This is a genomic window from Campylobacter sp. BCW_4323 (genome assembly GCF_001763115.1).
Lineage (GTDB): Bacteria > Campylobacterota > Campylobacteria > Campylobacterales > Campylobacteraceae > Campylobacter_D > Campylobacter_D jejuni.
The window spans coordinates 80,794-102,968 of sequence record NZ_MJYC01000080.1; the positions used below are offsets into that span (position 1 = coordinate 80,794).

At 30.7% G+C, this 22,175-nt stretch carries 26 protein-coding genes, 5 tRNA genes, 2 pseudogenes and 1 riboswitch; of the genes and pseudogenes, 12 read left to right on the forward strand and 21 right to left on the reverse strand.

The window, feature by feature from the left end:
* Positions 1-17 precede the first annotated feature (17 nt).
* The 13 genes and pseudogenes from nusG to nssR form a co-directional block, all read right to left on the reverse strand.
* Positions 18-551: a transcription termination/antitermination protein NusG gene (nusG, locus tag AJN60_RS08090; RefSeq protein WP_002851098.1), complete on the reverse strand. Its 534-nt coding sequence runs from the start codon at positions 549-551 to the stop codon at positions 18-20.
* Positions 552-560: 9 nt separating this feature from the next.
* The gene (gene secE / locus AJN60_RS08095; RefSeq protein ID WP_002854985.1) at positions 561-740 is read right to left on the reverse strand and encodes a preprotein translocase subunit SecE; all 180 of its coding nucleotides are present in this window, start codon (positions 738-740) and stop codon (positions 561-563) included.
* 18 nt (positions 741-758) lie between these two features.
* Positions 759-834 (reverse strand) — tRNA-Trp (locus AJN60_RS08100).
* A gap of 12 nt (positions 835-846) precedes the next feature.
* Positions 847-1,005 (reverse strand): 50S ribosomal protein L33, encoded by a 159-nt coding sequence (gene rpmG, locus AJN60_RS08105; RefSeq protein ID WP_002793551.1) that lies wholly within the window; start codon positions 1,003-1,005, stop codon positions 847-849.
* A 52-nt stretch (positions 1,006-1,057) separates the two neighbouring features.
* A complete protein-coding gene (gene tuf, locus AJN60_RS08110) occupies positions 1,058-2,257 on the reverse strand; it encodes an elongation factor Tu (protein WP_002855271.1) in 1,200 nt (399 codons plus the stop codon).
* A 68-nt stretch (positions 2,258-2,325) separates the two neighbouring features.
* Positions 2,326-2,400 (reverse strand) — tRNA-Thr (locus tag AJN60_RS08115).
* 104 nt (positions 2,401-2,504) lie between these two features.
* A tRNA-Gly gene (locus tag AJN60_RS08120) sits at positions 2,505-2,581 on the reverse strand.
* A gap of 6 nt (positions 2,582-2,587) precedes the next feature.
* Positions 2,588-2,673, reverse strand: a tRNA-Tyr gene (locus AJN60_RS08125).
* Between the two features lie 49 nt (positions 2,674-2,722).
* Positions 2,723-2,798 (reverse strand) — tRNA-Thr (locus AJN60_RS08130).
* A 91-nt stretch (positions 2,799-2,889) separates the two neighbouring features.
* Positions 2,890-3,650: pseudogene (locus AJN60_RS08135) on the reverse strand (amino acid ABC transporter ATP-binding protein).
* Between the two features lies 1 nt (position 3,651).
* A complete protein-coding gene (locus tag AJN60_RS08140) occupies positions 3,652-4,308 on the reverse strand; it encodes an amino acid ABC transporter permease (RefSeq protein WP_070286230.1) in 657 nt (218 codons plus the stop codon).
* Complete coding sequence (locus AJN60_RS08145) at positions 4,301-5,002, reverse strand: amino acid ABC transporter permease (RefSeq protein ID WP_002858512.1); 702 nt, start codon at positions 5,000-5,002, stop codon at positions 4,301-4,303. The genes AJN60_RS08140 and AJN60_RS08145 overlap by 8 nt, the downstream gene beginning before the upstream one ends.
* Before the next feature lie 15 nt (positions 5,003-5,017).
* Entirely contained in the window at positions 5,018-5,614 is a 597-nt protein-coding gene (nssR, locus tag AJN60_RS08150) for a nitrosative stress-sensitive transcriptional regulator NssR (protein ID WP_002871191.1), read from the reverse strand.
* 94 nt (positions 5,615-5,708) lie between these two features.
* On the opposite strand from nssR, the gene ctb reads away from it, so the two are divergent.
* The gene (gene ctb, locus AJN60_RS08155) at positions 5,709-6,092 is read left to right on the forward strand and encodes a truncated hemoglobin Ctb (protein ID WP_002858471.1); all 384 of its coding nucleotides are present in this window, start codon (positions 5,709-5,711) and stop codon (positions 6,090-6,092) included.
* Here ctb and recG read toward each other — a convergent pair.
* The 3 genes from recG to AJN60_RS08170 are packed head-to-tail and all read right to left on the reverse strand — an operon-like array spanning position 6,089 to position 10,168.
* A complete protein-coding gene (gene recG / locus AJN60_RS08160) occupies positions 6,089-7,912 on the reverse strand; it encodes an ATP-dependent DNA helicase RecG (RefSeq protein WP_070286231.1) in 1,824 nt (607 codons plus the stop codon). The two genes, ctb and recG, sit on opposite strands and share 4 nt — an antisense overlap.
* Positions 7,902-9,122, reverse strand: coding sequence for a M16 family metallopeptidase (locus AJN60_RS08165; RefSeq protein WP_070286232.1), 1,221 nt, complete (start codon positions 9,120-9,122; stop codon positions 7,902-7,904). The genes recG and AJN60_RS08165 overlap by 11 nt, the downstream gene beginning before the upstream one ends.
* Positions 9,122-10,168 carry a dehypoxanthine futalosine cyclase gene (locus tag AJN60_RS08170; RefSeq protein ID WP_070286233.1) on the reverse strand — a complete coding sequence of 349 codons (1,047 nt, stop codon included), beginning with the start codon at positions 10,166-10,168 and terminating at the stop codon, positions 9,122-9,124. The genes AJN60_RS08165 and AJN60_RS08170 overlap by 1 nt, the downstream gene beginning before the upstream one ends.
* A 73-nt stretch (positions 10,169-10,241) precedes the next feature.
* Here AJN60_RS08170 and AJN60_RS08175 point away from each other — a divergent pair, with 73 nt between their 5' ends.
* Positions 10,242-11,429, forward strand: a complete 1,188-nt coding sequence (locus AJN60_RS08175; protein ID WP_070286234.1) for an MFS transporter — start codon at positions 10,242-10,244, stop codon at positions 11,427-11,429.
* Between the two features lie 15 nt (positions 11,430-11,444).
* Here AJN60_RS08175 and nusA read toward each other — a convergent pair whose 3' ends face one another.
* Positions 11,445-12,533, reverse strand: coding sequence for a transcription termination factor NusA (gene nusA / locus AJN60_RS08180; protein ID WP_002871185.1), 1,089 nt, complete (start codon positions 12,531-12,533; stop codon positions 11,445-11,447).
* Between the two features lie 127 nt (positions 12,534-12,660).
* Between nusA and AJN60_RS08185 the strand changes: the two genes are divergently transcribed.
* From AJN60_RS08185 to AJN60_RS08210, 6 genes are read left to right on the forward strand one after another with little or no spacing between them, the layout of a single operon-like run.
* Positions 12,661-12,903, forward strand: coding sequence for an HP0268 family nuclease (locus tag AJN60_RS08185; protein ID WP_002851103.1), 243 nt, complete (start codon positions 12,661-12,663; stop codon positions 12,901-12,903).
* A complete protein-coding gene (gene miaB / locus AJN60_RS08190) occupies positions 12,900-14,201 on the forward strand; it encodes a tRNA (N6-isopentenyl adenosine(37)-C2)-methylthiotransferase MiaB (protein WP_002857621.1) in 1,302 nt (433 codons plus the stop codon). The genes AJN60_RS08185 and miaB overlap by 4 nt, the downstream gene beginning before the upstream one ends.
* A complete protein-coding gene (locus tag AJN60_RS08195) occupies positions 14,185-14,814 on the forward strand; it encodes a lysophospholipid acyltransferase family protein (protein ID WP_002938027.1) in 630 nt (209 codons plus the stop codon). The genes miaB and AJN60_RS08195 overlap by 17 nt, the downstream gene beginning before the upstream one ends.
* Before the next feature lies 1 nt (position 14,815).
* Entirely contained in the window at positions 14,816-15,775 is a 960-nt protein-coding gene (locus tag AJN60_RS08200; protein WP_070286235.1) for a clan AA aspartic protease, read from the forward strand.
* A complete protein-coding gene (locus AJN60_RS08205; RefSeq protein ID WP_070286236.1) occupies positions 15,772-16,299 on the forward strand; it encodes a hypothetical protein in 528 nt (175 codons plus the stop codon). The genes AJN60_RS08200 and AJN60_RS08205 overlap by 4 nt, the downstream gene beginning before the upstream one ends.
* Positions 16,289-16,807 (forward strand): hypothetical protein, encoded by a 519-nt coding sequence (locus tag AJN60_RS08210; RefSeq protein WP_002867617.1) that lies wholly within the window; start codon positions 16,289-16,291, stop codon positions 16,805-16,807. Before AJN60_RS08205 ends, AJN60_RS08210 begins: the two co-directional genes overlap by 11 nt.
* Here AJN60_RS08210 and thiC read toward each other — a convergent pair.
* The 3 genes from thiC to rpe all read right to left on the reverse strand — a co-directional run bounded on the left by thiC (position 16,799) and on the right by rpe (position 19,679).
* Complete coding sequence (gene thiC / locus AJN60_RS08215; RefSeq protein ID WP_070286237.1) at positions 16,799-18,091, reverse strand: phosphomethylpyrimidine synthase ThiC; 1,293 nt, start codon at positions 18,089-18,091, stop codon at positions 16,799-16,801. The two genes, AJN60_RS08210 and thiC, sit on opposite strands and share 9 nt — an antisense overlap.
* 56 nt (positions 18,092-18,147) lie before the next feature.
* Positions 18,148-18,252, reverse strand: a riboswitch (TPP riboswitch).
* Positions 18,253-18,273: 21 nt separating this feature from the next.
* Positions 18,274-19,035, reverse strand: coding sequence for a 3'-5' exonuclease (locus AJN60_RS08220; protein WP_044779802.1), 762 nt, complete (start codon positions 19,033-19,035; stop codon positions 18,274-18,276).
* Positions 19,032-19,679, reverse strand: a complete 648-nt coding sequence (gene rpe, locus AJN60_RS08225) for a ribulose-phosphate 3-epimerase (protein WP_002859889.1) — start codon at positions 19,677-19,679, stop codon at positions 19,032-19,034. The genes AJN60_RS08220 and rpe overlap by 4 nt, the downstream gene beginning before the upstream one ends.
* 139 nt (positions 19,680-19,818) lie before the next feature.
* Here rpe and rpmB point away from each other — a divergent pair, with 139 nt between their 5' ends.
* The 4 genes and pseudogenes from rpmB to AJN60_RS10195 all read left to right on the forward strand — a co-directional run bounded on the left by rpmB (position 19,819) and on the right by AJN60_RS10195 (position 21,520).
* Positions 19,819-20,013: a 50S ribosomal protein L28 gene (rpmB, locus tag AJN60_RS08230; protein ID WP_002854974.1), complete on the forward strand. Its 195-nt coding sequence runs from the start codon at positions 19,819-19,821 to the stop codon at positions 20,011-20,013.
* Positions 20,014-20,197: 184 nt separating this feature from the next.
* The gene (locus tag AJN60_RS08235; protein ID WP_002855201.1) at positions 20,198-20,413 is read left to right on the forward strand and encodes a YdcH family protein; all 216 of its coding nucleotides are present in this window, start codon (positions 20,198-20,200) and stop codon (positions 20,411-20,413) included.
* 420 nt (positions 20,414-20,833) lie between these two features.
* Positions 20,834-21,088, forward strand: a pseudogene (locus AJN60_RS10190) (methyl-accepting chemotaxis protein); the annotation flags it as partial.
* Entirely contained in the window at positions 21,086-21,520 is a 435-nt protein-coding gene (locus AJN60_RS10195) for a CZB domain-containing protein (RefSeq protein WP_373604568.1), read from the forward strand. The pseudogene AJN60_RS10190 and the gene AJN60_RS10195, both read left to right, overlap by 3 nt.
* 31 nt (positions 21,521-21,551) lie before the next feature.
* On the opposite strand, the gene AJN60_RS08245 is transcribed toward AJN60_RS10195, so the two are convergent.
* Positions 21,552-22,148, reverse strand: coding sequence for an NUDIX domain-containing protein (locus AJN60_RS08245; RefSeq protein WP_044778825.1), 597 nt, complete (start codon positions 22,146-22,148; stop codon positions 21,552-21,554).
* Between the last annotated feature and the right edge of the window lie 27 nt (positions 22,149-22,175).

The window sequence follows — 22,175 nt, forward strand, 5'->3', positions numbered from 1 at the left end:
TCCTTACTTGATATAAATTAAATTATTTTCTCAACTTGAGAATATAAGATCTCCACTGGAGTTGAGCGTCCAAAAATAGAAACATTTAATTTTAATAAACCACGAACCATATCATACTCTTCTACAATTGCAGTAAAGTTTGCAAATGGCCCTTCTGTGATTCTCACATTTTCCCCTTCTTCAAAAGAAATCTTTGGTTTAGGCGCTGCACGATTGTGAACTTTTTCTAAAATCAAATTAATATCTTTTTCTGTTAAAGGGGTTGGCTTTTTGGATTCTCCAATAAAACGACCAACCTTTGGAAGAGATTGAATGCGATGCCAAAGCTCTGTATTTAAATCAAGAAGTGCAAAAACATATCCTGAATACAAACTTCTTTCGCTAATCTTCTCCTTTCCATTTTTAAATTCAATAACATCTTCAGTTGGAACAACAATTTCTTTAAGTTGTTCTTCAATTCCGTTATCTTTTACTAAATTTTCAATGGCTCTTTTAACTGCCATTTCACTGCCAGCATAAGTTTGAATTGCATACCATTTATGAGTACTCATTTACTCTCCTTATACGATCGCAGAAACAATAGAGGACATAAGCCAATCCACTAACGCCAAAAACAAAGAAATCACCGCAACAACCACAAAAACTGTAATATAGGCATTTCTTACCTGTTCTTTTAAAGGAAAAATTACTTTCCTTAATTCGGCTTTTGATAATTTAAAATAAGTTATTAATTTTTCCATTTATTTAAACCTTAATTATGGCAGGGCAAGAGGGATTCGAACCCCCAACCATCGGATTTGGAATCCGGCGCTCTACCGTTGGAGCTATTGCCCTAAGGGCGCAAGCTTAACTTTTTAGCTTAACTTCTTTGTGAAGTGTATGTTTTTTTAATCTTGGGCAATATTTTTTTAATTCTAATTTTTCAGTAGTATTTTTACTATTTTTATAGGTGCTATAATTAATATCACCACATTCTTCACACTTTAAACCAACTTTAATTCTCATTTCAATTTTCCTTAAAAAATTAAAGCCAAGCTTTTAACTTGGCTTTATTAAATTATTTAATAATTTTAGAAACAACACCTGAACCAACAGTTTTACCACCTTCACGAATAGCAAAACGAGTTCCTTCTTCAAGTGCTACTGGAGCGATCAAGCTTACAGTAATTCTCACATTTTCACCTGGCATAACCATTTCAACACCATCAGCTAATTTAATCGAACCTGTAACATCAGTTGTTCTTACATAAAACTGTGGTCTATAGTTGTTAAAGAATGGAGTATGTCTACCACCTTCATCTTTATTTAAGATATAAACTTCAGCTTCGAAGTCAGTGTGTGGAGTAATTGATTTTGGTTTAGCAAGAACCATACCACGGATAACTTCTTCTTTTTTAGTACCACGAAGAAGAACACCTACGTTATCTCCTGCTTCGCCTTGATCCATTTCTTTTCTGAACATTTCAACACCTGTTACAGTTGTTGTTTGAGTATCTTTAATACCAACGATTTCGATAGTATCACCTACTTTTACAACACCTTTTTCAATTCTACCTGTAACAACAGTACCACGACCTGAAATTGAGAAAACGTCTTCAATTGGCATCAAGAAGTCTTTTTCGGTATCACGAGTTGGAGTTGGAATATAACTATCAACTGCAGCCATAAGATCCATAATTTTTGCTGACCATTCACCATCTTGTCCAGCTTTAGCTTCTTCAAGAGCTTTTAAAGCAGAACCAGAAATAATAGGTGTATCATCGCCTGGGAAATCATAAGAGCTTAACAATTCTCTAATTTCCATTTCAACTAACTCTAAAAGTTCAGCATCATCAACCATATCTGCTTTATTCATAAAAACAACAATATATGGAACGCCTACTTGACGAGAAAGAAGAATGTGTTCTCTAGTTTGTGGCATAGGGCCATCTGCAGCAGAAACAACCAAGATCGCTCCATCCATTTGTGCAGCACCTGTAATCATATTTTTAACATAATCTGCGTGACCTGGGCAGTCAACGTGTGCATAGTGACGATTGTCTGTTTCATATTCAATATGAGAAGTAGCAATAGTAATACCACGCTCTTTTTCTTCTGGAGCATTATCGATATTATCATAATCTTTAAGCTCTGCTAAACCTCTTCTAGAAAGAACAGCAGAAATAGCAGCTGTTAAAGTAGTTTTACCATGGTCAACGTGACCAATAGTACCAATATTTACGTGTGGCTTATTACGTGAAAATTTTTCTTTAGCCATTTTTTTCCTCCGTATAAAAAATAAATTGAGCAAAGCAAGTCTTATATCTATATAATTTTTTCAATTCATGGAGCTCATAGCGGGAATTGAACCCGCGACCTCTCCCTTACCAAGGGAGTGCTCTACCTCTGAGCCATACGAGCGCTCAGAAAAATTATACATAATAATAGACAACAAAAACTCTTAAATGGGATATATACTGTAAGTTAAAGGTTTTAAAATACAGCTCCCAGTTCTTTTAAATTGTTGGAGCGGGAAACGGGACTCGAACCCGCGACCCTCAGCTTGGAAGGCTGATGCTCTAGCCAACTGAGCTACTCCCGCAAAGCATGGTGGTGAGTCGTGGATTCGAACCACGGAAGGCGAAAGCCAGCAGATTTACAGTCTGCCCTCGTTGGCCACTTGAGTAACTCACCATAAAAATATTGCTTTTTCAATATTCTGGTCAAACACTGCTAAAATAAATGGAGCTGGTTAAGGGACTTGAACCCCCGACCTGCTGCTTACAAGGCAGCTGCTCTACCAACTGAGCTAAACCAGCAAAAATAAAAGTGAGATTATAACTCAAAAAAAAATTTTTGTCAAGACTTTTTTAGTTTTTCTATAAAATTTTAGTCTTGTAAAGTTTATTATCATAAACCAATATTATTTTTATCTATTTATGATAATCAAACAAATTTAAAAATTTCTTTGCTCTTTCGCTTTTTGGATTTTCAAAAAAACTTTTAGGATCATTTTCTTCGATGATTTTTCCTTCATCCATAAAAATAATTTTATCTGCTACAGCTTTAGCAAAACCCATTTCATGAGTAACAATAAGCATAGTCATACCCTCTTTTGCAAGATTTAACATCACTTCTAAAACTTCTCTAACAATCTCAGGATCCAACGCTGCTGTAACCTCATCAAAAAGCATTAACTCAGGATTCATACATAAACTTCTTACTATGGCAATTCTTTGCTTTTGTCCTCCGCTAAGCTCTCTTGGATAAGCATGAATTTTATGCAAAAGTCCCACCTTTTCAAGCCAAATTTTAGCCTCTTTTAAAACCTCATCTTTCTTTCTTTTTTGTACTTTCATGGGTCCTAAAAGTATATTTTCTTCAACACTTAAATGCTCAAAAAGTTCATAAGATTGAAAAACCATGCCAACTTTTTGACGCATTCTTGGCCATTCTTTAAAATCTTTATCTATTTTCTCATTATCAATATAAATATTACCACTTGCAATCTCTTCAAGCCCATTAATACAACGCAAAAGCGTAGATTTTCCACATCCGCTAGGACCTAAAATCACCACAACTTCTTTGGCTTTAACTTCTAAATTAATATCTTTTAAGGCGTGATGCGAACCATAATACTTTTGTAAATTTTCTATTTTTAGTATGCTCATTTTAGCTCCATTTTTTCTCTAATTTTCTTGAATATAAAGTGATAGGATAACAAAGTATAAAAAAGATAAAAAAAATCAAACCATAAATAATAAAAGGTGCAAAATCATTTTTATTATGAAATTCTATAATTTGTTGCCCTATCTTGACAAGCTCTACTGCACCGATTAAATAAGCAAAGGTTGTACTTTTAATCATGCGAGTAAGTAAATTCATGCTCATAGGAGTTAAACGACGCATAGCTTGTGGAATAATAATATAAACAAAACTTTGCACCGTATTTAAACCTAAAGATGATGCACTTTCATACTGATGCTTTGGAATACTCTGCAAGGAAACACGCACTAAATCCATCATCTCAAAACAACCCCAAATGCTAAAGACAATAATAGCTGCACTTATAGAACTCAAATCCCACCCAAACCATCTAGGAAAACCAAAATACACCACAAAAAGCCATACCAAAAGTGGCATAACACGCACAAATTCTAAACCTAAACGACAAAAAGCATAGATATAGGTATTTTTAAAACTCATTAAAATTCCCAAAAACAACCCACCTATCGAAGTAATAATAATGCTGATAAATGAAATTTCAAGAGTGACAAAAAGCCCTTGCCAGAGTCTTAAAAGCGTATCGGTATTTAAAAATTCAAGCATGAAGCAACCTTTTTTCAAACTTTAGCAAAATAAAAGACAAAGGCAAAATAATGCATAAATATCCCATAAACAACAAAAACAATAGCTCATCTGTCTTATAGGTTAAGGAATTTAAACTCTTCATTAAATTCACCAAATCTGGCAAGGCAATAATGCTAACAACTGAAGTTTCTTTGATTAAAAATATAATATTAGCACTAATACTTGGCATAGAAATAGCCAAAGCTTGCGGCAAAATCACATAACGCAAATTTCCAAATTTTGAAAAACCCAAAGAAAGTCCCGCTTCAAACTGCTGTTTTCTTATGGCTTCAAATCCCGCTCTTAAACTTTCAGCCATATAAGAACCCCCTAAAAAACTAAGTCCTACTATAGCACAAGCAAAAGAAGGTCTTAAAGTTTCTTCTACGCTTAAACAAATCAAATCAAGCGGTGGAATTTGTTCTAAATGTATATTAAATTTAGGTAAAGCATAATATAAGAAAAAAAGTTGAATTAATAAAGGCGTATTTCTTGAAAACTCTATATAAAGCTTGCAAATATTTTCTAAAATTTTTATTTTAAAATAACTCATTAAAATGCAAAACAAGCCTATTATCAAAGAAAAAATAATTCCAAAAAAGCTTAGTTTTATCGTAAGCCAAGCAGCCGTTAAAAAAGCAGGAGCTTGAGCTAATATAAAATCAAAATCCATTCTCTACCTTAAATTTTACCAAAGTTCTTTCATGATCATATCTTTATTTAAAATTTCAATTCTACCTTTTTTTGTATCAATAAGTTCTGAAATTTTAAGTTCTTTTAACACTCGAGATAAAGATTGTGCTCTAACATTTAAATCAATTGCAATTTGTTTTTGCGAAATTGTATCTAAATTTTTTTCATTTTCCAAAAGATACTTTAATAATCTCGTCCTTAAATCTAATGCATTTTGAGATAATTTCTTTTCTAAAATTTTAATTTTATCAAAAAGTGAACTGATGAGTAAAAAATTGAATTCTTTATTTTCACTGCATAAATTTTGAAAATTAATAAAATCAATTTCCAAAATTTCTCCATCTTCTTCAAAAATAGCATTAGCAGGATAATTTAATTTTTTAAAAGCAGGCATTTCTGCTATAAAATTTAGAGGATTAAAATAATGCAAAGTAATTTCTTTATCACTTGCTGTACTTTTATAAATGCGTATTTTTCCCTTGAGTAAAATAAAAAATTTTTTAGCCTCTTCGCCTTCATAAAATAAAATACTATTTTTTTGAAATTTTTTTAATTTTCCTACACTAGATAAAAGTTCTAAATAATCTTTCATTATATACATTTTCCATTCTTAACTTATGTTAAATTTAATTTATCTTATTTTTGCTATATTAACGCCATAAAATTAACATTTAAGAAAGGCTTATATGAAATTTGAAACAATTAATCAAGAAAGCATAGCAAAACTCATGGAAATATTTTATGAAAAAGTTAGAAAAGATAAAGATTTAGGTCCTATTTTTAACAATGCTATTGGAACAAGCGATGAAGAATGGAAAGAACATAAAGCAAAAATAGGAAATTTTTGGGCAGGCATGCTTTTAGGCGAAGGTGATTATAATGGGCAACCCTTAAAAAAGCACTTAGATCTACCTCCTTTTCCTCAAGAGTTTTTTGAAATTTGGCTAAAACTTTTTGAAGAAAGTTTAAATATAGTTTATAATGAAGAAATGAAAAATGTCATTTTACAGCGTGCACAAATGATAGCCTCACATTTTCAAAATATGCTTTATAAGTACGGTGGACATTAATTTGGCAATTTTTTTGCCAAATCTTTTTTTACCTTTTGTAAAATCTCCTCATCCTTGGAAAAATCAAAAAATTTAAACTCATTTCCATGTTGCATAAAACCATCGAGCAAATCTCCACTCAAACGATTTTTAAGATCAAGCTCTGCTATTTTAAACCCATCTAAAGTGCTAGCAAATTCTTTTAAACGACTCGGAATTTCTTTAAGCTTAGTATAAAGATAGCAAGTACTTTTAAGCCCTACACGACCTACACGGCCACGAAGTTGATGTAAAGTAGCAAGTCCTAAACGTTCCGCCCCCACAATCACTATCATACTCAATCTTGGCAAAGAAATACCTACTTCCACCACTGTAGTGCTTAGTAAAATATTTCCCTCATCTCTAAAACGCTCTAAAATTTCATCTTTTTGTTTATCTTTTCCATGAGTTACAAAAACTTTTTCATAATGACTCTGCCAATATTCTTTGGCCTGCTCTAAAGAAAGATAAGGAATCTTATCACTAGCACTCACTAAGGGATAAATAATGATAATTTGATGATTTTTAGAAATTTCTTCCTTGATCTTCTCGCTAAGCTTAGAAAAGCCTTCATTTTGTATACAATAAGTTGTGATATCTTTTTTAAAAGGCATTTGTTTAATAAAGCTAAAATTTAAAAGTTCAGATTGTATCATGCTTAAAGTTCTTGGAATAGGCGTAGCTGAAAACTGTATAAAATGAGGGGCAAATTCTTGCTTATTTAAAGAATGAATTTTCTCACGCTGAGCTGATCCAAAACGATGTTGTTCGTCTATCATTACAAGTACGGCATTATGGCTTTCTAAATGAATTAAAGCATGAGTGCCTATGATAAGATTTGCTTTTTGAATATTTTGTTCTAAATCTTTTTCTTTTTTACCCCCTTTAATAAACAAAATATTCATAAAATCAGGTAAAAATTTCTTAGCCTCTTCATAAAGCTGATACGCTAAAATACTAGTAGGTGCCATTAAAATAGCTTGCTTAGGATAAACCATCAAAGCCGCACCAAGTAAAACCAAGGTTTTACCACACCCTACATCACCCATAATCACACGCCTTTTAGCTTCTTTTGAATGCAAATCTTTTTCTATATCTTTTAAGGCATTAAGCTGATCTTTAGTAAGAGAAAAAGACAAATCCTTAATCCAATTGGCTATATTAAAAACATTGATTTGATGAGCTTTAAAATGCGTTTTTTTAGCTTTTAAACGCTTTAAAAAATTATATATTTCTATGTATTTTAAATCTTTGCTAAAATTTTGCAAATTTTCAAACATAAAAAAACTTTTTTCATCATAAGCATGCAAATTTAAAAGAAAATGTATATATTTATCCTCTATGCCACTTTCTTCTAAATTTTCATAGTTAAGATATTTATGTATAAAAGCAGCAATTTTTGTATCTTTTAAACCTAAAATTTGATACTTTGGACTAAAACCCTCAAAAGAAGTTAAAATTTTAGGATTGTTAAATTGCCAAGTGTGATTAAAACGCGAGAGTTTAGCATTAAAAATAAGCTCTTTTCCTACCTTACAAATCCCAAAATGCCAAGCCCTAGGATGAAAAAATACAAAAGAGATATTTTCTTGCCATTCTTCACAAAAACCCAAACCAAAAAGTTGATTTTTTCTTGAACTAACGCTTTTTATAGTGATTTTTTGGGTGCAAATTTCATTTTCTTTAGGATTTTTACTTGGATTTAAATTTTCAATTTTTTTAGGTAAAAGAAGCGCTAAATCAATAGCGCTTCTAATTTTTAATTTTTTAAAAAATTCAAAATCACTTTCTTTAATTTTCATTTTGTATGCTTGCAAAACTTATATTTAAAAGCTCTTGATGTTTTTTAATATAAGCATTGATGGTTTCAAGTTTAACCTTTTCCATAAGTTTTAACTCTTCTTTATAATATCCCAAATTTAAACCTTGATAAAATTCATTAAAGGCCATAGATAAACGCTTGCTTAAGCTTTCATAACGCAAAGGAGTTGATCCTATGAGAAAATTTTTAGCTTGATCAAGTTCGTTTTGAGTCATGCCATTTTTTATAAAATCTTCAAAAAGCTCTTTTACAATTTTTTTAGCTTCTTTAGCGCTTTCATTTTTAGTTTGTAAATATCCAAAAACTCTAGAAAAAGACATATTCATATCAAGCATAGCATAAGCTGAGTATGCAAGACCTCTTTTAACACGAATTTCTTCCATAATCCTTGAACCAAATCCCCCTTGTCCTAGCACAAATAAAGCAATTTTTGCAAGATATAAATCCTTATCTTTAAAATCGGCAAAAAAAGGCGTAGCAAAATAAATATAAGCTTGTTCACTTTCTGGGCGTAGCAAAATTTCATCTTTGATGTTTTTGCTTAACTCATATTTTTTTGGAGTATTTTTCTTACCTATTTGAAGTTTTGATAAGAGTTTTAAAAGATCTTCCTTGGCTTGTTTTTCTTCTAAATCTCCTCCTAAAATCACAACCAAATCACTAAGATGGATAAAATTTTTATAAAAATTTTGTAAATCTTTTAAAGACAAAGTTTCTATACTTTTTTCATCTCCATCATTTGGACTTTGAAATTCTTTACATTTAAAAATTTGAGTATTGAGTAAATTTTTTGCTAAATAATCAAAATCACTATTTTTACTCGCGAGCTCACCTAAGGCATTGATTTTTAATTTTTGCAAAGTTTTTTCTTCTATTCTTGGTTTTAAAAGCAATTTTTCTAAACTCTTTAAAGCAAAATCAAAATTTTCTTTCAAGCAAGAAAGATTGATTTCCAAGCTTTCAAAACCACTACTTGCCTCTAAATTTATCGCTCTAAATTCTAAATCCTTAAAAAATTTATCATCCACGCCTTCATTTAAAATACGTGAAAACATCTTAGCTAAGCCTGCTATTTCATCATAACTTCTAGCACAATTTCTAAAGACAAGCTTTAAAACAACAATAGGAAAATCAGAATTTTTTTCAAAAATAAAAGGGATTTTAACACCCCTACTCTCTAAATACTGCATTAAAACCTTTCTAAAATTTCATAAGCGGTATTGCGTTTAGCTGGATTTTCGCCTAAACTTCTAATCAGCCTTATCATCTCATCTTGATTCATTCTATAACTTGCTCCTGCGGCACTTACTACATTTTCTTCCATCATGGTTGAGCCTAAATCATTAGCCCCAAATTTTAAAGCAAGTTGACCTATAAGCGAGCCTTGAGTTACCCAAGAACTTTGCAAATTCTTAAAATTATCTAAATAAAGTCTTGCTAAAGCTAAAAGTCTTAAATACTTATTAGAACTTTGTTTCATAATCTTTGGATGTTTTTGGATTAAAGCAGTATTATCACTTTGAAAGCTCCATAAAATAAAAGCTCTAAAACCACCTGTTTCATCTTGTAATTTTCTTAAATGCTCAAAATGATCGATGATTTCTTCATCATTTTCAACCGTTCCAAACATCATGGTAGCTGTACTTTTCATACCGATTTTATGAGCTTGGCGATGTACTTCTAACCAAGTAGATGTATCGCATTTATTGGGTGCAATGATATCACGCACTCTATCGCTTAGCACCTCAGCTCCCGCTCCTGGTATAGAAAATAAACCTTTAGCTTGCAGTCTTTGCAGCACTTCAGTGATGGAAATTTTAGATGCCTTTGCAATATAAGCGATTTCAACTGCTGAAAAACCGTGTACAGTGACATTTGGATAATGTTCTTTTATCCAAGAAACTAATTCTTCATACCATTCTATTTTTAATTTTGGGTGCACCCCACCTTGAAAAAGAATTTGTGTACCCCCAATAGCTTCAAGCTCCTCTATCTTCTTGCCTATCTCCTCAAAGCTTAAAATATAAGCATCATCTTCTTTATGATGGCGATAAAAAGCACAAAAAGAACAATCAATACAACAAACATTGGTATAATTAATATTTCTATCCACAACAAAAGTGGTAATTTTTTCAGGATGAAATTCTAATTTTCTTTTATAAGCCATTTCTCCAAGTTCTGTTAAACTCGCATGATGTAATAAATCTAAAGCTTCTTTTTTATCCAGTCTTTTCAAAATTTTTCCTTGTTTTTTACATAATTAAAATAATTATAGCATTTAAAATATAAATTATGCTATAGTTTCACTTATGAATTACATTGAACTATTAAAAAATAATAAAAATATCAGAATATTAGCTTCGGTTCAGTTTATAGTATATTTTGGAGCATGGTTTTCTCAAACTGGAGTTTTTACCCTTTTAGTCGAGCTTAATGCTCCTACTTGGGCAACAGCTACAAGTGCTATGCTTGCTTTTTTACCTGGAGTTTTACTTGCTCCTATTAATGGCGTCATAGTAGAGAAAAATAAACCTAAAAAACTTTTACTCAGTATGATTAGCATAGAATTAATTTCTATTTTTTGTCTTATTTTTGTCACAAGTCTCAGCATGCTTTGGCTTTTGTTTATTTTAATCTTCATAAGACTTTGCGTTGCTTCGATTTATTTTCAAGCTGAAATGAGTTTATTGGCTAAAATTTTAACCCCTCAAGAACTTAAACTTGCTAATGAAATGCACAGTGTCATTTGGGCGATTTCTTATACAGCAGGTATGGCAAGTGCGGGAATTTTTATTTATTTTCTAGGAGTTAAAACCGCTTTTTTATTTGACTGTGTACTTATACTCATAGGCATTTCTTTTTTAGTAAGATTAAGCATTCCTGATTTTCATCAAAAAACACAAAGTCGCTTTTTTACCATGATAAAAGAAGGATTTTTCTATGTTTTAAACAATAAGATAATTTTTCATCTTATCTTGCTTCACGCTTTTATAGGTTTAACTGCTTATGAAACCTTGGTTACGCTTTTAGCACAACATCAATATAAAGAAGTTTTATCTGCTGCTTTAGTAATAGGGTTTTTAAATGCAGTACGTGCTTGTTCTTTAGCTATAGGACCTATGGTTTTAAGCAAATTTATTAATGATAAAAATTTATTTTACATGTATCTTGGTCAAGGTTTTGGTATTATACTTTGGGCTTTAACTCAATTTAATTTTTATATTTCTTTTTTAGGTTTAATTGGTGCAGGTTTTTTTACCTCAGCGCTTTGGGCTTATACCTACACTATGATACAAAAAAATGCCGACAAAGAATATCATGGCAGAGTAATTGCTTATACAGATATGATTTATCTTAGTTTTAGCGCTATTATTTCAATGCTTATGGGCTTTTTATTTGAAATAGGCTTGAGTTTAGAACTGATTACAGGTTTATTGGGTATGATTTTTATCTTTGCGGCATTTTATTGGAAGTGGTTTTATAAAAAATATTTGTGAAAATTCACAAATATTTTAAATTTTAAACAAATCTTGAAGATTTTTCATTGCTTCTTCATTGCTGATGGCATTATTTAGCTGCGACGAGCTTAATTCATTGAGCTCTATTTCATAACCACTTAACATAGAAGCAAGACGAATATTAATACCATTTTTTCCTATAGCTTTACTTTTTTGTTCGCTATTTAAACTTACAATAGCTTTTTTATCTTCAATTTTTACAGAATTTACAATAGCAGGAGCCAAGGCACGAGAAATTAAAATTTCACTCTCATTTGTAAATTCTATACAATCAATATTTTCATTATGAAGCTCTTTGCTTACTGCATTAATTCTTACACCTTTAACACCTACTGTAGCACCTACAGGATCGATATTTGCTCCATTGGCTTGAAGAATGATTTTTGCTCTTTCACCTGGAATTCTAGCACATCCTATAATATTGACATAACCATCTTTGATTTCTGGAACCTCAGCTTCAAGTAAACATTCTAAAAATTTAGGACTTGTACGACTAAGCTCGATTTTAATACCCTTATCTGTATAAACACGGCGTATCACCGATTTTACCACATCACCTATTTTAAACTTTTCCCCTTTAATGCGATTTTTTCTTGGCAAAAAAGCTCTTAATTCATCTATTTCAATAAAAGTATTTTCTTCATTATCCACTCTAACAACTGTACCAAAAACCATTTGCCCTACTTTGTTTTTATATTTTTCAAAAATAGTTTGTTCTAATAATTTTTGTATATGATATTCAAGTTCTTTATGCAAGGTATTTACCGCAGTTCTTCCTAAATTTTCCAAAGAACATTCATAAGTTAATTCATCTCCTATTTCAACATCTGGAGCTTCTGATTTTGCCTTACTTAACGCGATAAAACTCTCACTTTTATTTTGTAATCTCTCGTCATTATCTGCTACTATGGTAATTTTTTGATAAAGATTTAAATTTTTAGGATCTACAAAAAACTCATATTCTTGTCCATAAATTCTTTTTGCAGTATTGATTAAAGCGGTAGCTACTTTTTCTTTTACATTCTCTAAGTTTAAATTTTTTTCATTAGCAATAGATTCGATAATATCTGCTATCTTTTCCATATTTTATAAAACCTTTTTTTGTGGGAAATTTAAAAATGTAGATAAAAATTATATCCTTAATAAGTTTAATTAAAAGTAAAATTTGCTAAAATTATAGATTAAAATGAAAATTCTTAAGGATTTAGCTATGGAATTAAAATTGGCAAGAACTTTGATTAATGAAAAACCTAAAAATATTAGCCTAGAAAAAATCGAAGAGGCTATAGAAAAAGAAGGACAAAAGTTTTTTTATTTTGATAAAGATAATACACACAAACAACTCATTGCCCTTGTAAATCATTTTGAAAAAAAAGGAGTAAGCATTTATCATAGAACCGTAAAATACGGACTTGATGATAATGATTTTATGTATGAGGTACATATTCTTTGAGTGCTAAAAAACTTTTTATCCAAACTTTAGGTTGTGCGATGAATGTCAGAGATTCTGAGCATATGATCGCAGAATTAACACAAAAAGAAAATTACGCACTAACAGAAGATATCAAAGAAGCAGATCTTATTCTCATCAACACTTGTTCAGTGCGTGAAAAACCTGTGCATAAACTTTTCTCAGAAGTAGGTGGTTTTGAAAAAGTTAAAAAAGAAGGTGCTAAAATAGGAGTTTGTGGATGTACTGCATCGCATTTGGGAAATGAAATTTTCAAACGTGCTCCTTATGTGGATTTTGTTCTAGGGGCAAGAAATATTTCTAAAATCACTCAAGCTATAAAAACTCCAAAATTTATGGGCGTGGACATAGACTATGATGAAAGTGAATTTGCTTTTGCAGATTTTAGAAATAGTATTTATAAATCCTATATTAATATCTCCATAGGTTGTGATAAACACTGCACTTATTGTATAGTGCCACATACTAGAGGAGATGAAATTTCCATACCTTTTAATATTATCTATAAAGAAGCTCAAAAAGCCGTTGAAAAAGGCGCTAAAGAGATTTTCTTGCTAGGACAAAATGTCAATAACTACGGCAAAAGATTTAGAAACGAACATAAAAAAATGGACTTTTCAGATCTTTTAGAAGAACTTAGCACTATAGAAGGTTTGGAACGCATTCGCTTTACAAGTCCACATCCTTTGCATATGGATGATAAATTTTTAGAAGTTTTTGCCAATAATCCAAAAGTTTGCAAATCCATGCACATGCCTTTACAAAGCGGCTCAAGTGAAATTTTAAAAGCTATGAAGCGTGGCTATACTAAAGAATGGTATTTAAATAGAGCTTTAAAACTTAGAGAACTTTGTCCAAATGTTAGCATTTCTACAGACATTATTGTAGCTTTTCCAGGGGAAAGTGAAAAAGATTTTGAAGAAACTATGGATGTTTTGGAAAAAGTGCGTTTTGAACAAATTTTTTCTTTTAAATACTCCAAACGCCCTTTAACAAAAGCCGCAACCATGCCTAATCAAATCGATGAAGAAACAGCTTCAAGAAGACTTAGCACCTTACAAAATCGTCATAGTGAAATTTTAGATGAAATTGTAAAAAAACAAGAAAATAAAACTTTTAAAGTTTTATTTGAAGAATTAAGAGCAGGCAATAGCATTGCTGGAAGAACAGATAATAATTTTTTAGTTCAAGTTGAAGGTAGCGAAGAACTTTTAGGGCAATTTAAAGAAGTAAAAATCACTAATGCAAAGCGTATGGTTTTATATGGGGAAATCGTTTAAAATCCATTGCTTAACATATATAATTTTCATCTTGCAATGGCTTATTTTTTTAAGCTGTAAAAAGCACTATAAAGGTGAAAAAGTTGACCGTAAAGCTAGTGTGATACTTTTTTGGCATGGAAAATTAGCACTCATGCCTTTTGCGTTTAGACATTATAGACAAAAAAATAAAAAAGCCTATGTCATGATCTCCCACCATAAAGATGGAGAACAAATTGCAAAAATCATCAAGCTTTTCGGTCTTGATACTGTAAGAGGAAGCACTTCAAGGGGTGCTAGCAGTGCACTTAGAGCTGCATTTAAAGTTTTAGAACAAAATGACGATATAGTTATCACGCCTGATGGTCCACGTGGGCCTTATCATAGTATTTCAGATGGTTCTATCATTTTGGCTCAAAAAAAAGAACTAAAGATAAGAATTTTAAACTATGAAGCAAATCGTTTTTGGAAATTTAAAAGTTGGGATAAGATGATCTTGCCAAAACCTTTTAGTAAGATTACTTATAGTCTAAGTGAACCTTTGGATATTTTATCTTTAGATAAAGAAAAAGCTAAAGAATTTCTAATGGAACAATTTGATAAAATTAGCTTAGCTGATCAATTTAAGGAATGAAATGTTATTTTTACTTAAAAAAATATTTCCACAACTTTTTATTAGTATTATTTTAGAAGATAAAAAAAATATTGTAAAAGCTTCTATTTACAGAGGAAATAAACTAATCAGTAGTAATGAAAAAACTTTTGATAAAAGTGAAAATTTATTAGAATACATAAAAAATTTAAGTAAGCATTTCTTATTTTACCACACTGCTTTATTTTTAGACGCCAAAGAACAAGGATTAATACCTAGTACAAATATTCAAGATTGTGAGCACTTTAATATAGGAAAAATCAGCTTACAGCATATTTTGTTTAATAATGCCCTTGTTTATACGGCTACCGAACATGTGGAATATTATAGCGAGCTTTTTGAAGAATATAGAGGTTTAGATTTTTTATATTCCCCTTTTGCCCTTCTTTACTACAATATACAAAAAGAAAAACAGCCTGATGATCAAATTTTACTTTATGGATTTAAACAAGGACATCTTTTGGCAATTATTGTTGCTAAAGGCAATACTATCTTATACGGTGATTTTAAAATATTTGAGCAAGAATTAGGTTTAGAACTTGAACTTCCATCAGAAGATAATCAAGAAATTGAAAACAACAACGATGATACCGAAGTTACCTTAGATAACTTCAATGAAGCCTTAAATAATAAATTTGATCTACTTGATCAAGAAAATAATCTTGAAACTTTGGATAATAATGATAATTTTAATCTTGATGAATTAAATCAATTTAGCAATGATATGGAACTTTGCCGTTATATTATTACGAGCATTGAAAAATTTTACAATGATGATAAATATGCTGGGGTATTTATCAATGGTATTTTATTATATAGCGAATCAGATATTAACATAAGTGCTATTGATTTTTTAGAAAGTGAAACTTTTTTAGAGATAAAAACGAAACAAATCAACGCCTTAGATCTTATGATAGAATTGATGCGAAAGGAGCTTAAATGACTTATAGCTTCATACAGCCAAGAAAAAAACCTATTTTCACACTCTTTGATAAAATTTGGCTAGGAATTTTTGGTTTTAGTATATTATTTATCTTGCTAGTATATTTTACATATACAATAAAAATTGCATTAATCAATAGCTCTATCGATGATGAAAAACAACAAGTTATAGTGCTTCAAAATCAAACTAAGCAAAATGAAATGCTTTATGAAATTTTATTTGATCAAAGCCAAATAGCGAAAAATTTTAACACTCAAAATCAAATTGTTAAAGAAAGCTTAAGAAATCTATTTGATATTATTGTCAAAACTGATAACATTACTCTTGAAAGCGTTGAACAAGACGAATATTCCTTAAAACTTATCGGAGTCACTCCTACAAGAGAAATGTTTACTCTACTTTTAGAAACCCCTTTAAAAAGCATCTTTGATCAAAGCTATACAACCTATTATCGCTTAGATAATGGGTGGTATCGTTTTGTTAGTATTAGTAAACAAATTCCAGGAGTTGCAGATGAAAGATAAAAGTCTAGAAGAAATTGATTTATTAAAGCTTATCATTTGCGCGTTAAGTTTTATAAGCGTTTGCACAGCCTTGATCTTATTTTTACTTTTACCGACATTAAAAAATTATAAACAAGCAAATCTTAGAGAAAACTCACAACTTGCTATCTTAAAAGCCGCTAAATTAAAATTTGACTTTAGTGAAGATAAAATATCAACTCTAAGAAGCGAAAACAACAAAAGTTTAGAGCAATTTGAGCAAAATTTTAATATAGGAAATTTTGATATTTTTTTACAAAAATATTTTCAAAATGTAAAAATTCAAGAAACTAAGCCCGAAAAACAAGAAAAATATCTAAAAAACCGCTTAGCCATTAAAGCGACAATGAACAATCCTAGAAGGCTTTATGATTTTATTGATGCTCTAAAAAACTATAATAACTTAATCAAGCTTGATTATCCACTTAATCTTAAAGCAGGAGAGCAAGGCATCTCTATAGATCTTACTCTCAAAGTTTATTCAAGCTAAACTCACATCTTCACCTTTTAAAATTTGATTCATAGTATTCATTGCGCACATTTTTCCACACATAGAACATGAGTTTAAATCATCAGGGCGACGCTCATTAAACATTTTTTTGGCCCTTTCTCCATCAATAGCGAGTTTAAACATTTTTTCCCAATCTATCTCTTGCCTAGCCTTACTCATCTCATCATCTCTTGCTCTTTCTTTTGGAAGTTTAGCTATATCTCCTGCATGAGCTGCAATTTTAGTTGCAACTATACCCTCTCTGACATCTTCTAAATTTGGAAGTCTTAAGTGTTCAGCTGGTGTTACATAACACAGCATATCAGCACCATTAGCTGCAGCCACAGCTCCTCCAATAGCACCACTGATATGATCATACCCTGCGCCAATATCTACTACCAAAGGGCCTAAGACATAAAAAGGCGCTCCTTTGCATAAACGCTTTTCTAATTGCATATTTGCCTCTATTTCATTAATAGCCATATGCCCTGGACCTTCTATCATTACTTGAACCCCAACATCCCAAGCTCTTTGAGTAAGGAGTGATAATTCTATAAGCTCTGAAATTTGCGCCCTATCACTTGCATCGTGAGTAGAGCCAGGACGCAAAGCATCGCCCAAAGATAAAGTTACATCGTATTTTAAACAAATGTCAAGCAAATCATCATAATACTCAAAAAAAGGATTTTCAGCATCTTTCATCATCATCCAAGCATAAAGCACAGAGCCTCCTCTTGAAACTATATTTGTAAGTCTTTTACTTTGTTTAAAAATATGCGCAGCGCGAGAATTAATACCTGCATGAATTGTCATAAAATCAACCCCGCTTTTAGCATGATGATATACAACATCTAAAAAGTCTTTAGCACCAATTTGTTTTAAATCTTTTTCTAAAAATCCTACTGCATCATATACAGGAACTGTTCCTATCATAGCTTTTGAAACATTAACAAGCTCGTCTCTAAAACGACTTGTTTTGCCATAATTACTTAAGTCCATAATTGCTTCTATATCAAATTTATGAGCAAGCTCTACTTTTTTCATTTCCTCGCTATAATCAACGCAATCATTTGAAACTCCTAAATTTACATTAACCTTAGTTCGAAGTCCAAAGCCTATACCATTTGGATCAAGACTCTTATGGTTGATATTTGCAGGGATAATAATTTTACCGCAAGCAATATTTTCAAGCAAAAAATCTTTACTTAAATTTTCTTTTTGTGCAACAATCTGCATTTCTTTAGTAAAAATACCTTGTTTGGCATAATTCATTTGAGTTTTCATAAATTTATCCTTTAAAAAATTTGGATAAATGAAGGGTGAGTATAAATTTTTAAAGTATTGAAATTTATAAATCTTCCCGACGCTGGCATTATCCAGATCCGGTTCGGTCTAAGCTTTTAGCTTACTCTCAGCCTGTTACACAAGCTCCCGTCATTTATGTTTTAATTATACACTTTAAATATTTATTTTTGCTTTATGCGTGCAGTCTTTGTAAAATTTATAAGTTCTTCTGTAGTTTTTATATGATAAGGAAGTTTTCCAAGGCAATATTTAAAAATTTCAGCAGCTGCTAAAGCATCATCTAAAGCCCTATGATGTGCATTTTCTATACCCAAAAGCTCTTTTAAAACTTCTAGTTTGTATCTTGGGCTTTCTATGCAACATTGTGCAAATTCTATAGTGCAAATACGACGATTAAGCAAAATGCCAAAACCACACTCATTTAAAGCCTTAGAAATAAAACTATAATCAAAACGCACATTATGCGCTACAAAAATACTGTCTTTTAAAAAAAGCCTAAAATCACTTAAAACCTTTGCTAAACTTGGAGCATTTTCCACCATCTCATAAGTAATACCCGTAAGTTCGGTTATATTTTCTGGAATTTCTTTTACTTTAACAAAACTTTGAAAGCGTCCAATTTCTTTAGAATTTTGAATTTTTACTGCTCCAATTTCTAAAATTTCCCCCTTACTTACACCGCCAGTACTTTCTATATCTACTATGCAAAAAATTTCATCTTTAATTTTTGTTGTGCGTGTTTTAAGGGTAAAAATATTATCTTTATTCAAAGTTAAACCCAAACCCAAAAGCTCAAAAGTTTCCAAATCTAAATCAAAATTTTTTAATTCTTCAACTTTGGCAAACTCTTGCATCACCCAATCATAAGGCTTGCTTTGCTTATTTAATATAGAAATAATCTGATCAATTTGCTGCAAACTCAAAATTCAAGCTTTAAAGATGAAATTGCAGTTTTATAATCATTAGAAGAAAAAATATAACTTCCAGCCACCAAAATATCAGCTCCGGATTCTTCTAAATCGCTAGCATTTAAACCATTAACACCACCATCAACCTCTATAAAAACTTTAGCATTTTTTTTATCAATCATTTGGCGCAATTCTTTGATTTTTTCATGCACCAAAGGTAAAAATTTTTGTCCACCAAATCCAGGATTAACACTCATTAAAAGTACCATATCTACAAATTCTAGCATGTGTTTAATAGAATCAATAGGAGTGTGCGGATTTAAAACAATAGCAGGATGGATTCCTTGACTTCTTATATATTCACAAAGTCTTATAGGATGAACTTCGCTTTCCATATGAAAAGAAATGAATTTTGGTTTCAAAGGGATAAAAAGATCTATAAATTTACTTACATCTTTAACCATCAAATGCACATCTAATGGCAACTTACTAATAGTTGAAATTTTTTCGATCACGCAAGGTCCAAAAGTCAAATTTGGAACAAAGTGTCCATCCATTACATCAATATGTAAAAGATCTGCACCTGCAGCTTCAATAGCTTTAACTTCTTCTTCTAATTTCAAAAAATTTGCAGACAATAAACTTGGAGCTACATACATGATCAAAACCTTAAAGTATATATAAATGTGATAAATAATATTTTATCGACTTATATATTAAAAAAACTATAAATTATGGAATATTTTAAGCTTAATTTTGATAAAATCTCCATTTAAAAATTTTCATAAGGACAAGAAAATGGCAAGAGTATGTCAAATCACAGGCAAGGGTCCAATGGTGGGTAATAATGTCAGCCATGCTAACAATAAAACAAAAAGACGCTTTTTACCTAATCTCAGAACAGTTCGTGTAACTTTAGAAGATGGCACCACGAGAAAAATGAGAATTGCAGCTTCTACTCTGAGAACTCTAAAAAAACAAAATTCTAAATAATTTTGAGGATTTATTCCTCAATTTTAATATTTCAAATTTAAAAATAAAATTTAATAAATCACTTATATAACACACATTTAAAAATTATTATTAAGTTTATTATTTTTTAAGCCAAAAATATCTTTTAATAGTGTAAAATACCTTATTAAATGAATTTTAAATTTCACTAATACAAGGAGAGTTTATGCTACATGAATATAGAGAATTAATGTCAGAGCTAAAAGGTAAAGATGCTCATTTTGATAAACTATTTGATCGTCATAATGAACTTGATGACATGATTAAAGATGCAGAAGAAGGTAGAACTTCTCTTAGCAGCATGGAAATTTCAACCTTAAAAAAAGAAAAGCTTCATGTAAAAGATGAACTTAGCCAATATCTAGCAAATTATAAAAAATAAGGCAAAACAATGTTTGGAAGTAAAATAAACCATTCTGATCTTCAAAAACTTGAAGAAGAAAATAAAAATCTTGCACATAAAATTGAAAAATTTCAATCGGAAAATTTAGAATTAAAAAATAAAATTACATCATTAGAACAAGCGGCTTTAGAGTCTAAACTTAAAACAGATCTTTTAAATGTTTTATTAACTGGGGTTTTAAAAAATATTACTATTGTTCAAGGCGATATGTTAGAAAATGTAAATAAGGCAGAAGTTATCTCTAGCTATTCTAAAACTTCTCTTGCTGAAATGGATGAACTTAACCATATTGCTAATTCTATCAATGCTTCCTTAGGGGATATTACAGAATCAGCCAATAAAACAAGAGATGTTGCAGGAACATTGCATAGAAGTGTTGATGAAATTACTAATGTAATCAATTTAATTAAAGATGTTTCCGATCAAACCAATCTTTTAGCTCTTAACGCTGCTATAGAAGCTGCACGCGCAGGTGAACATGGGCGTGGTTTTGCTGTTGTTGCTGATGAAGTAAGAAAACTAGCTGAAAAAACACAAAAAGCAACCACAGAAGTTGAAATGAATATCAACCTTTTAAAGCAAAATGCAAATGAAATGTATACTCAAAGTGAGCAAGTTGAAAAAATTTCTATAGATTCTAATGCTCATATTATGAGTTTTTCCGAAAAATTTACTCACTTAGTAAATGAAGCGCATTCTACCAATTCAAATGCAGTTGGTATCGCTTCAGAAGCTTTCGTATCTTTAGCAAAACTAGATCATATAGCTTTTAAACTAAATGCTTATAAAGAAATTTTTTCCAAATCAGGAAAGCAATTAGCCGATCATACATCTTGTCGCTTAGGAAAATGGCTTGCTAGCACTGGAAAAGAAAGATTTGGGCAAAATAAAAGCTTCTTAAAAATTAACGAGCCACATGAAAAAGTTCATGAAAATATGAATAATGCTATAACAATAGCAAATACAGAAGATATTAGCAAAGATATTACTCAACACAGCATAATTAATAAATGTGAAGTTGCTGAAAATGCATCGCTTGATCTTTTCAATGTATTTAAAGAAATGCTTGATGAGTCAGATCATTAAAATCCTAGGTTGAACCTTTTTAAGGTTTAACCTAAATAATCTTTAATTTTCCCCACTTTTCCTTTAAAAACCACATATAAGCAAAATCAAGCAAAGGCGTTCTTATCATATTTTTACATTTTTTTTCAAAATCCTGCACCTTAACATAAACAGCTTCAATCTCTTCATCACCAACTCCACCTCCAGAAGAAATTTTATCTTTTTCATCAACTTCTGCGAAATAAAAGCTTTGCTTGCTTACACCTGAACCAAACCCTGTATAAAAATCTCCTATTTTTTCTAAATTTCTAGGAGCATACCCTAGTTCTTCTATACATTCTTCTTTTGCTATTTCCTCTAAAGATAATTTTTTATCTACAAGTCCTGAACAAAGCTCTATAGTATAGCCCATATTATCATCTTTTACATAATCTTTATCATGCATTTGATGATACCAAAGTGGTATGCGAAATTGGCGTACAAAAATAAAACTTTCTAATTCTTTATGATACAAAAGCACTGAAACACTATCTTTAGATTCTATAAAATCCCAAGTACAAAACTTACCATTACTTTCATAAGCAAATCTCTTAGGCTTAATATAATTTGATTTTTCAAAAGAAAGTTCTTTTAAATTTTTAAACGCCATAATAAAACCTTTTATTTATTTTTCACA

Coding starts and splice junctions, on each gene's coding strand:
- nusG (WP_002851098.1), bottom strand. CDS start 551: ATGAGTACTCATAAATGGTATGCAATTCAAACTTATGCTGGCAGTGAA.
- secE (WP_002854985.1), bottom strand. CDS start 740: ATGGAAAAATTAATAACTTATTTTAAATTATCAAAAGCCGAATTAAGG.
- rpmG (WP_002793551.1), bottom strand. CDS start 1,005: ATGAGAATTAAAGTTGGTTTAAAGTGTGAAGAATGTGGTGATATTAAT.
- tuf (WP_002855271.1), bottom strand. CDS start 2,257: ATGGCTAAAGAAAAATTTTCACGTAATAAGCCACACGTAAATATTGGT.
- AJN60_RS08140 (WP_070286230.1), bottom strand. CDS start 4,308: ATGCTTGAATTTTTAAATACCGATACGCTTTTAAGACTCTGGCAAGGG.
- AJN60_RS08145 (WP_002858512.1), bottom strand. CDS start 5,002: ATGGATTTTGATTTTATATTAGCTCAAGCTCCTGCTTTTTTAACGGCT.
- nssR (WP_002871191.1), bottom strand. CDS start 5,614: ATGAAAGATTATTTAGAACTTTTATCTAGTGTAGGAAAATTAAAAAAA.
- ctb (WP_002858471.1), top strand. CDS start 5,709: ATGAAATTTGAAACAATTAATCAAGAAAGCATAGCAAAACTCATGGAA.
- recG (WP_070286231.1), bottom strand. CDS start 7,912: ATGAAAATTAAAGAAAGTGATTTTGAATTTTTTAAAAAATTAAAAATT.
- AJN60_RS08165 (WP_070286232.1), bottom strand. CDS start 9,122: ATGCAGTATTTAGAGAGTAGGGGTGTTAAAATCCCTTTTATTTTTGAA.
- AJN60_RS08175 (WP_070286234.1), top strand. CDS start 10,242: ATGAATTACATTGAACTATTAAAAAATAATAAAAATATCAGAATATTA.
- nusA (WP_002871185.1), bottom strand. CDS start 12,533: ATGGAAAAGATAGCAGATATTATCGAATCTATTGCTAATGAAAAAAAT.
- AJN60_RS08185 (WP_002851103.1), top strand. CDS start 12,661: ATGGAATTAAAATTGGCAAGAACTTTGATTAATGAAAAACCTAAAAAT.
- AJN60_RS08195 (WP_002938027.1), top strand. CDS start 14,185: ATGGGGAAATCGTTTAAAATCCATTGCTTAACATATATAATTTTCATC.
- AJN60_RS08200 (WP_070286235.1), top strand. CDS start 14,816: ATGTTATTTTTACTTAAAAAAATATTTCCACAACTTTTTATTAGTATT.
- AJN60_RS08205 (WP_070286236.1), top strand. CDS start 15,772: ATGACTTATAGCTTCATACAGCCAAGAAAAAAACCTATTTTCACACTC.
- AJN60_RS08210 (WP_002867617.1), top strand. CDS start 16,289: ATGAAAGATAAAAGTCTAGAAGAAATTGATTTATTAAAGCTTATCATT.
- thiC (WP_070286237.1), bottom strand. CDS start 18,091: ATGAAAACTCAAATGAATTATGCCAAACAAGGTATTTTTACTAAAGAA.
- rpe (WP_002859889.1), bottom strand. CDS start 19,679: ATGTATGTAGCTCCAAGTTTATTGTCTGCAAATTTTTTGAAATTAGAA.
- rpmB (WP_002854974.1), top strand. CDS start 19,819: ATGGCAAGAGTATGTCAAATCACAGGCAAGGGTCCAATGGTGGGTAAT.
- AJN60_RS08235 (WP_002855201.1), top strand. CDS start 20,198: ATGCTACATGAATATAGAGAATTAATGTCAGAGCTAAAAGGTAAAGAT.
- AJN60_RS10195 (WP_373604568.1), top strand. CDS start 21,086: ATGAGTTTTTCCGAAAAATTTACTCACTTAGTAAATGAAGCGCATTCT.
- AJN60_RS08245 (WP_044778825.1), bottom strand. CDS start 22,148: ATGGCGTTTAAAAATTTAAAAGAACTTTCTTTTGAAAAATCAAATTAT.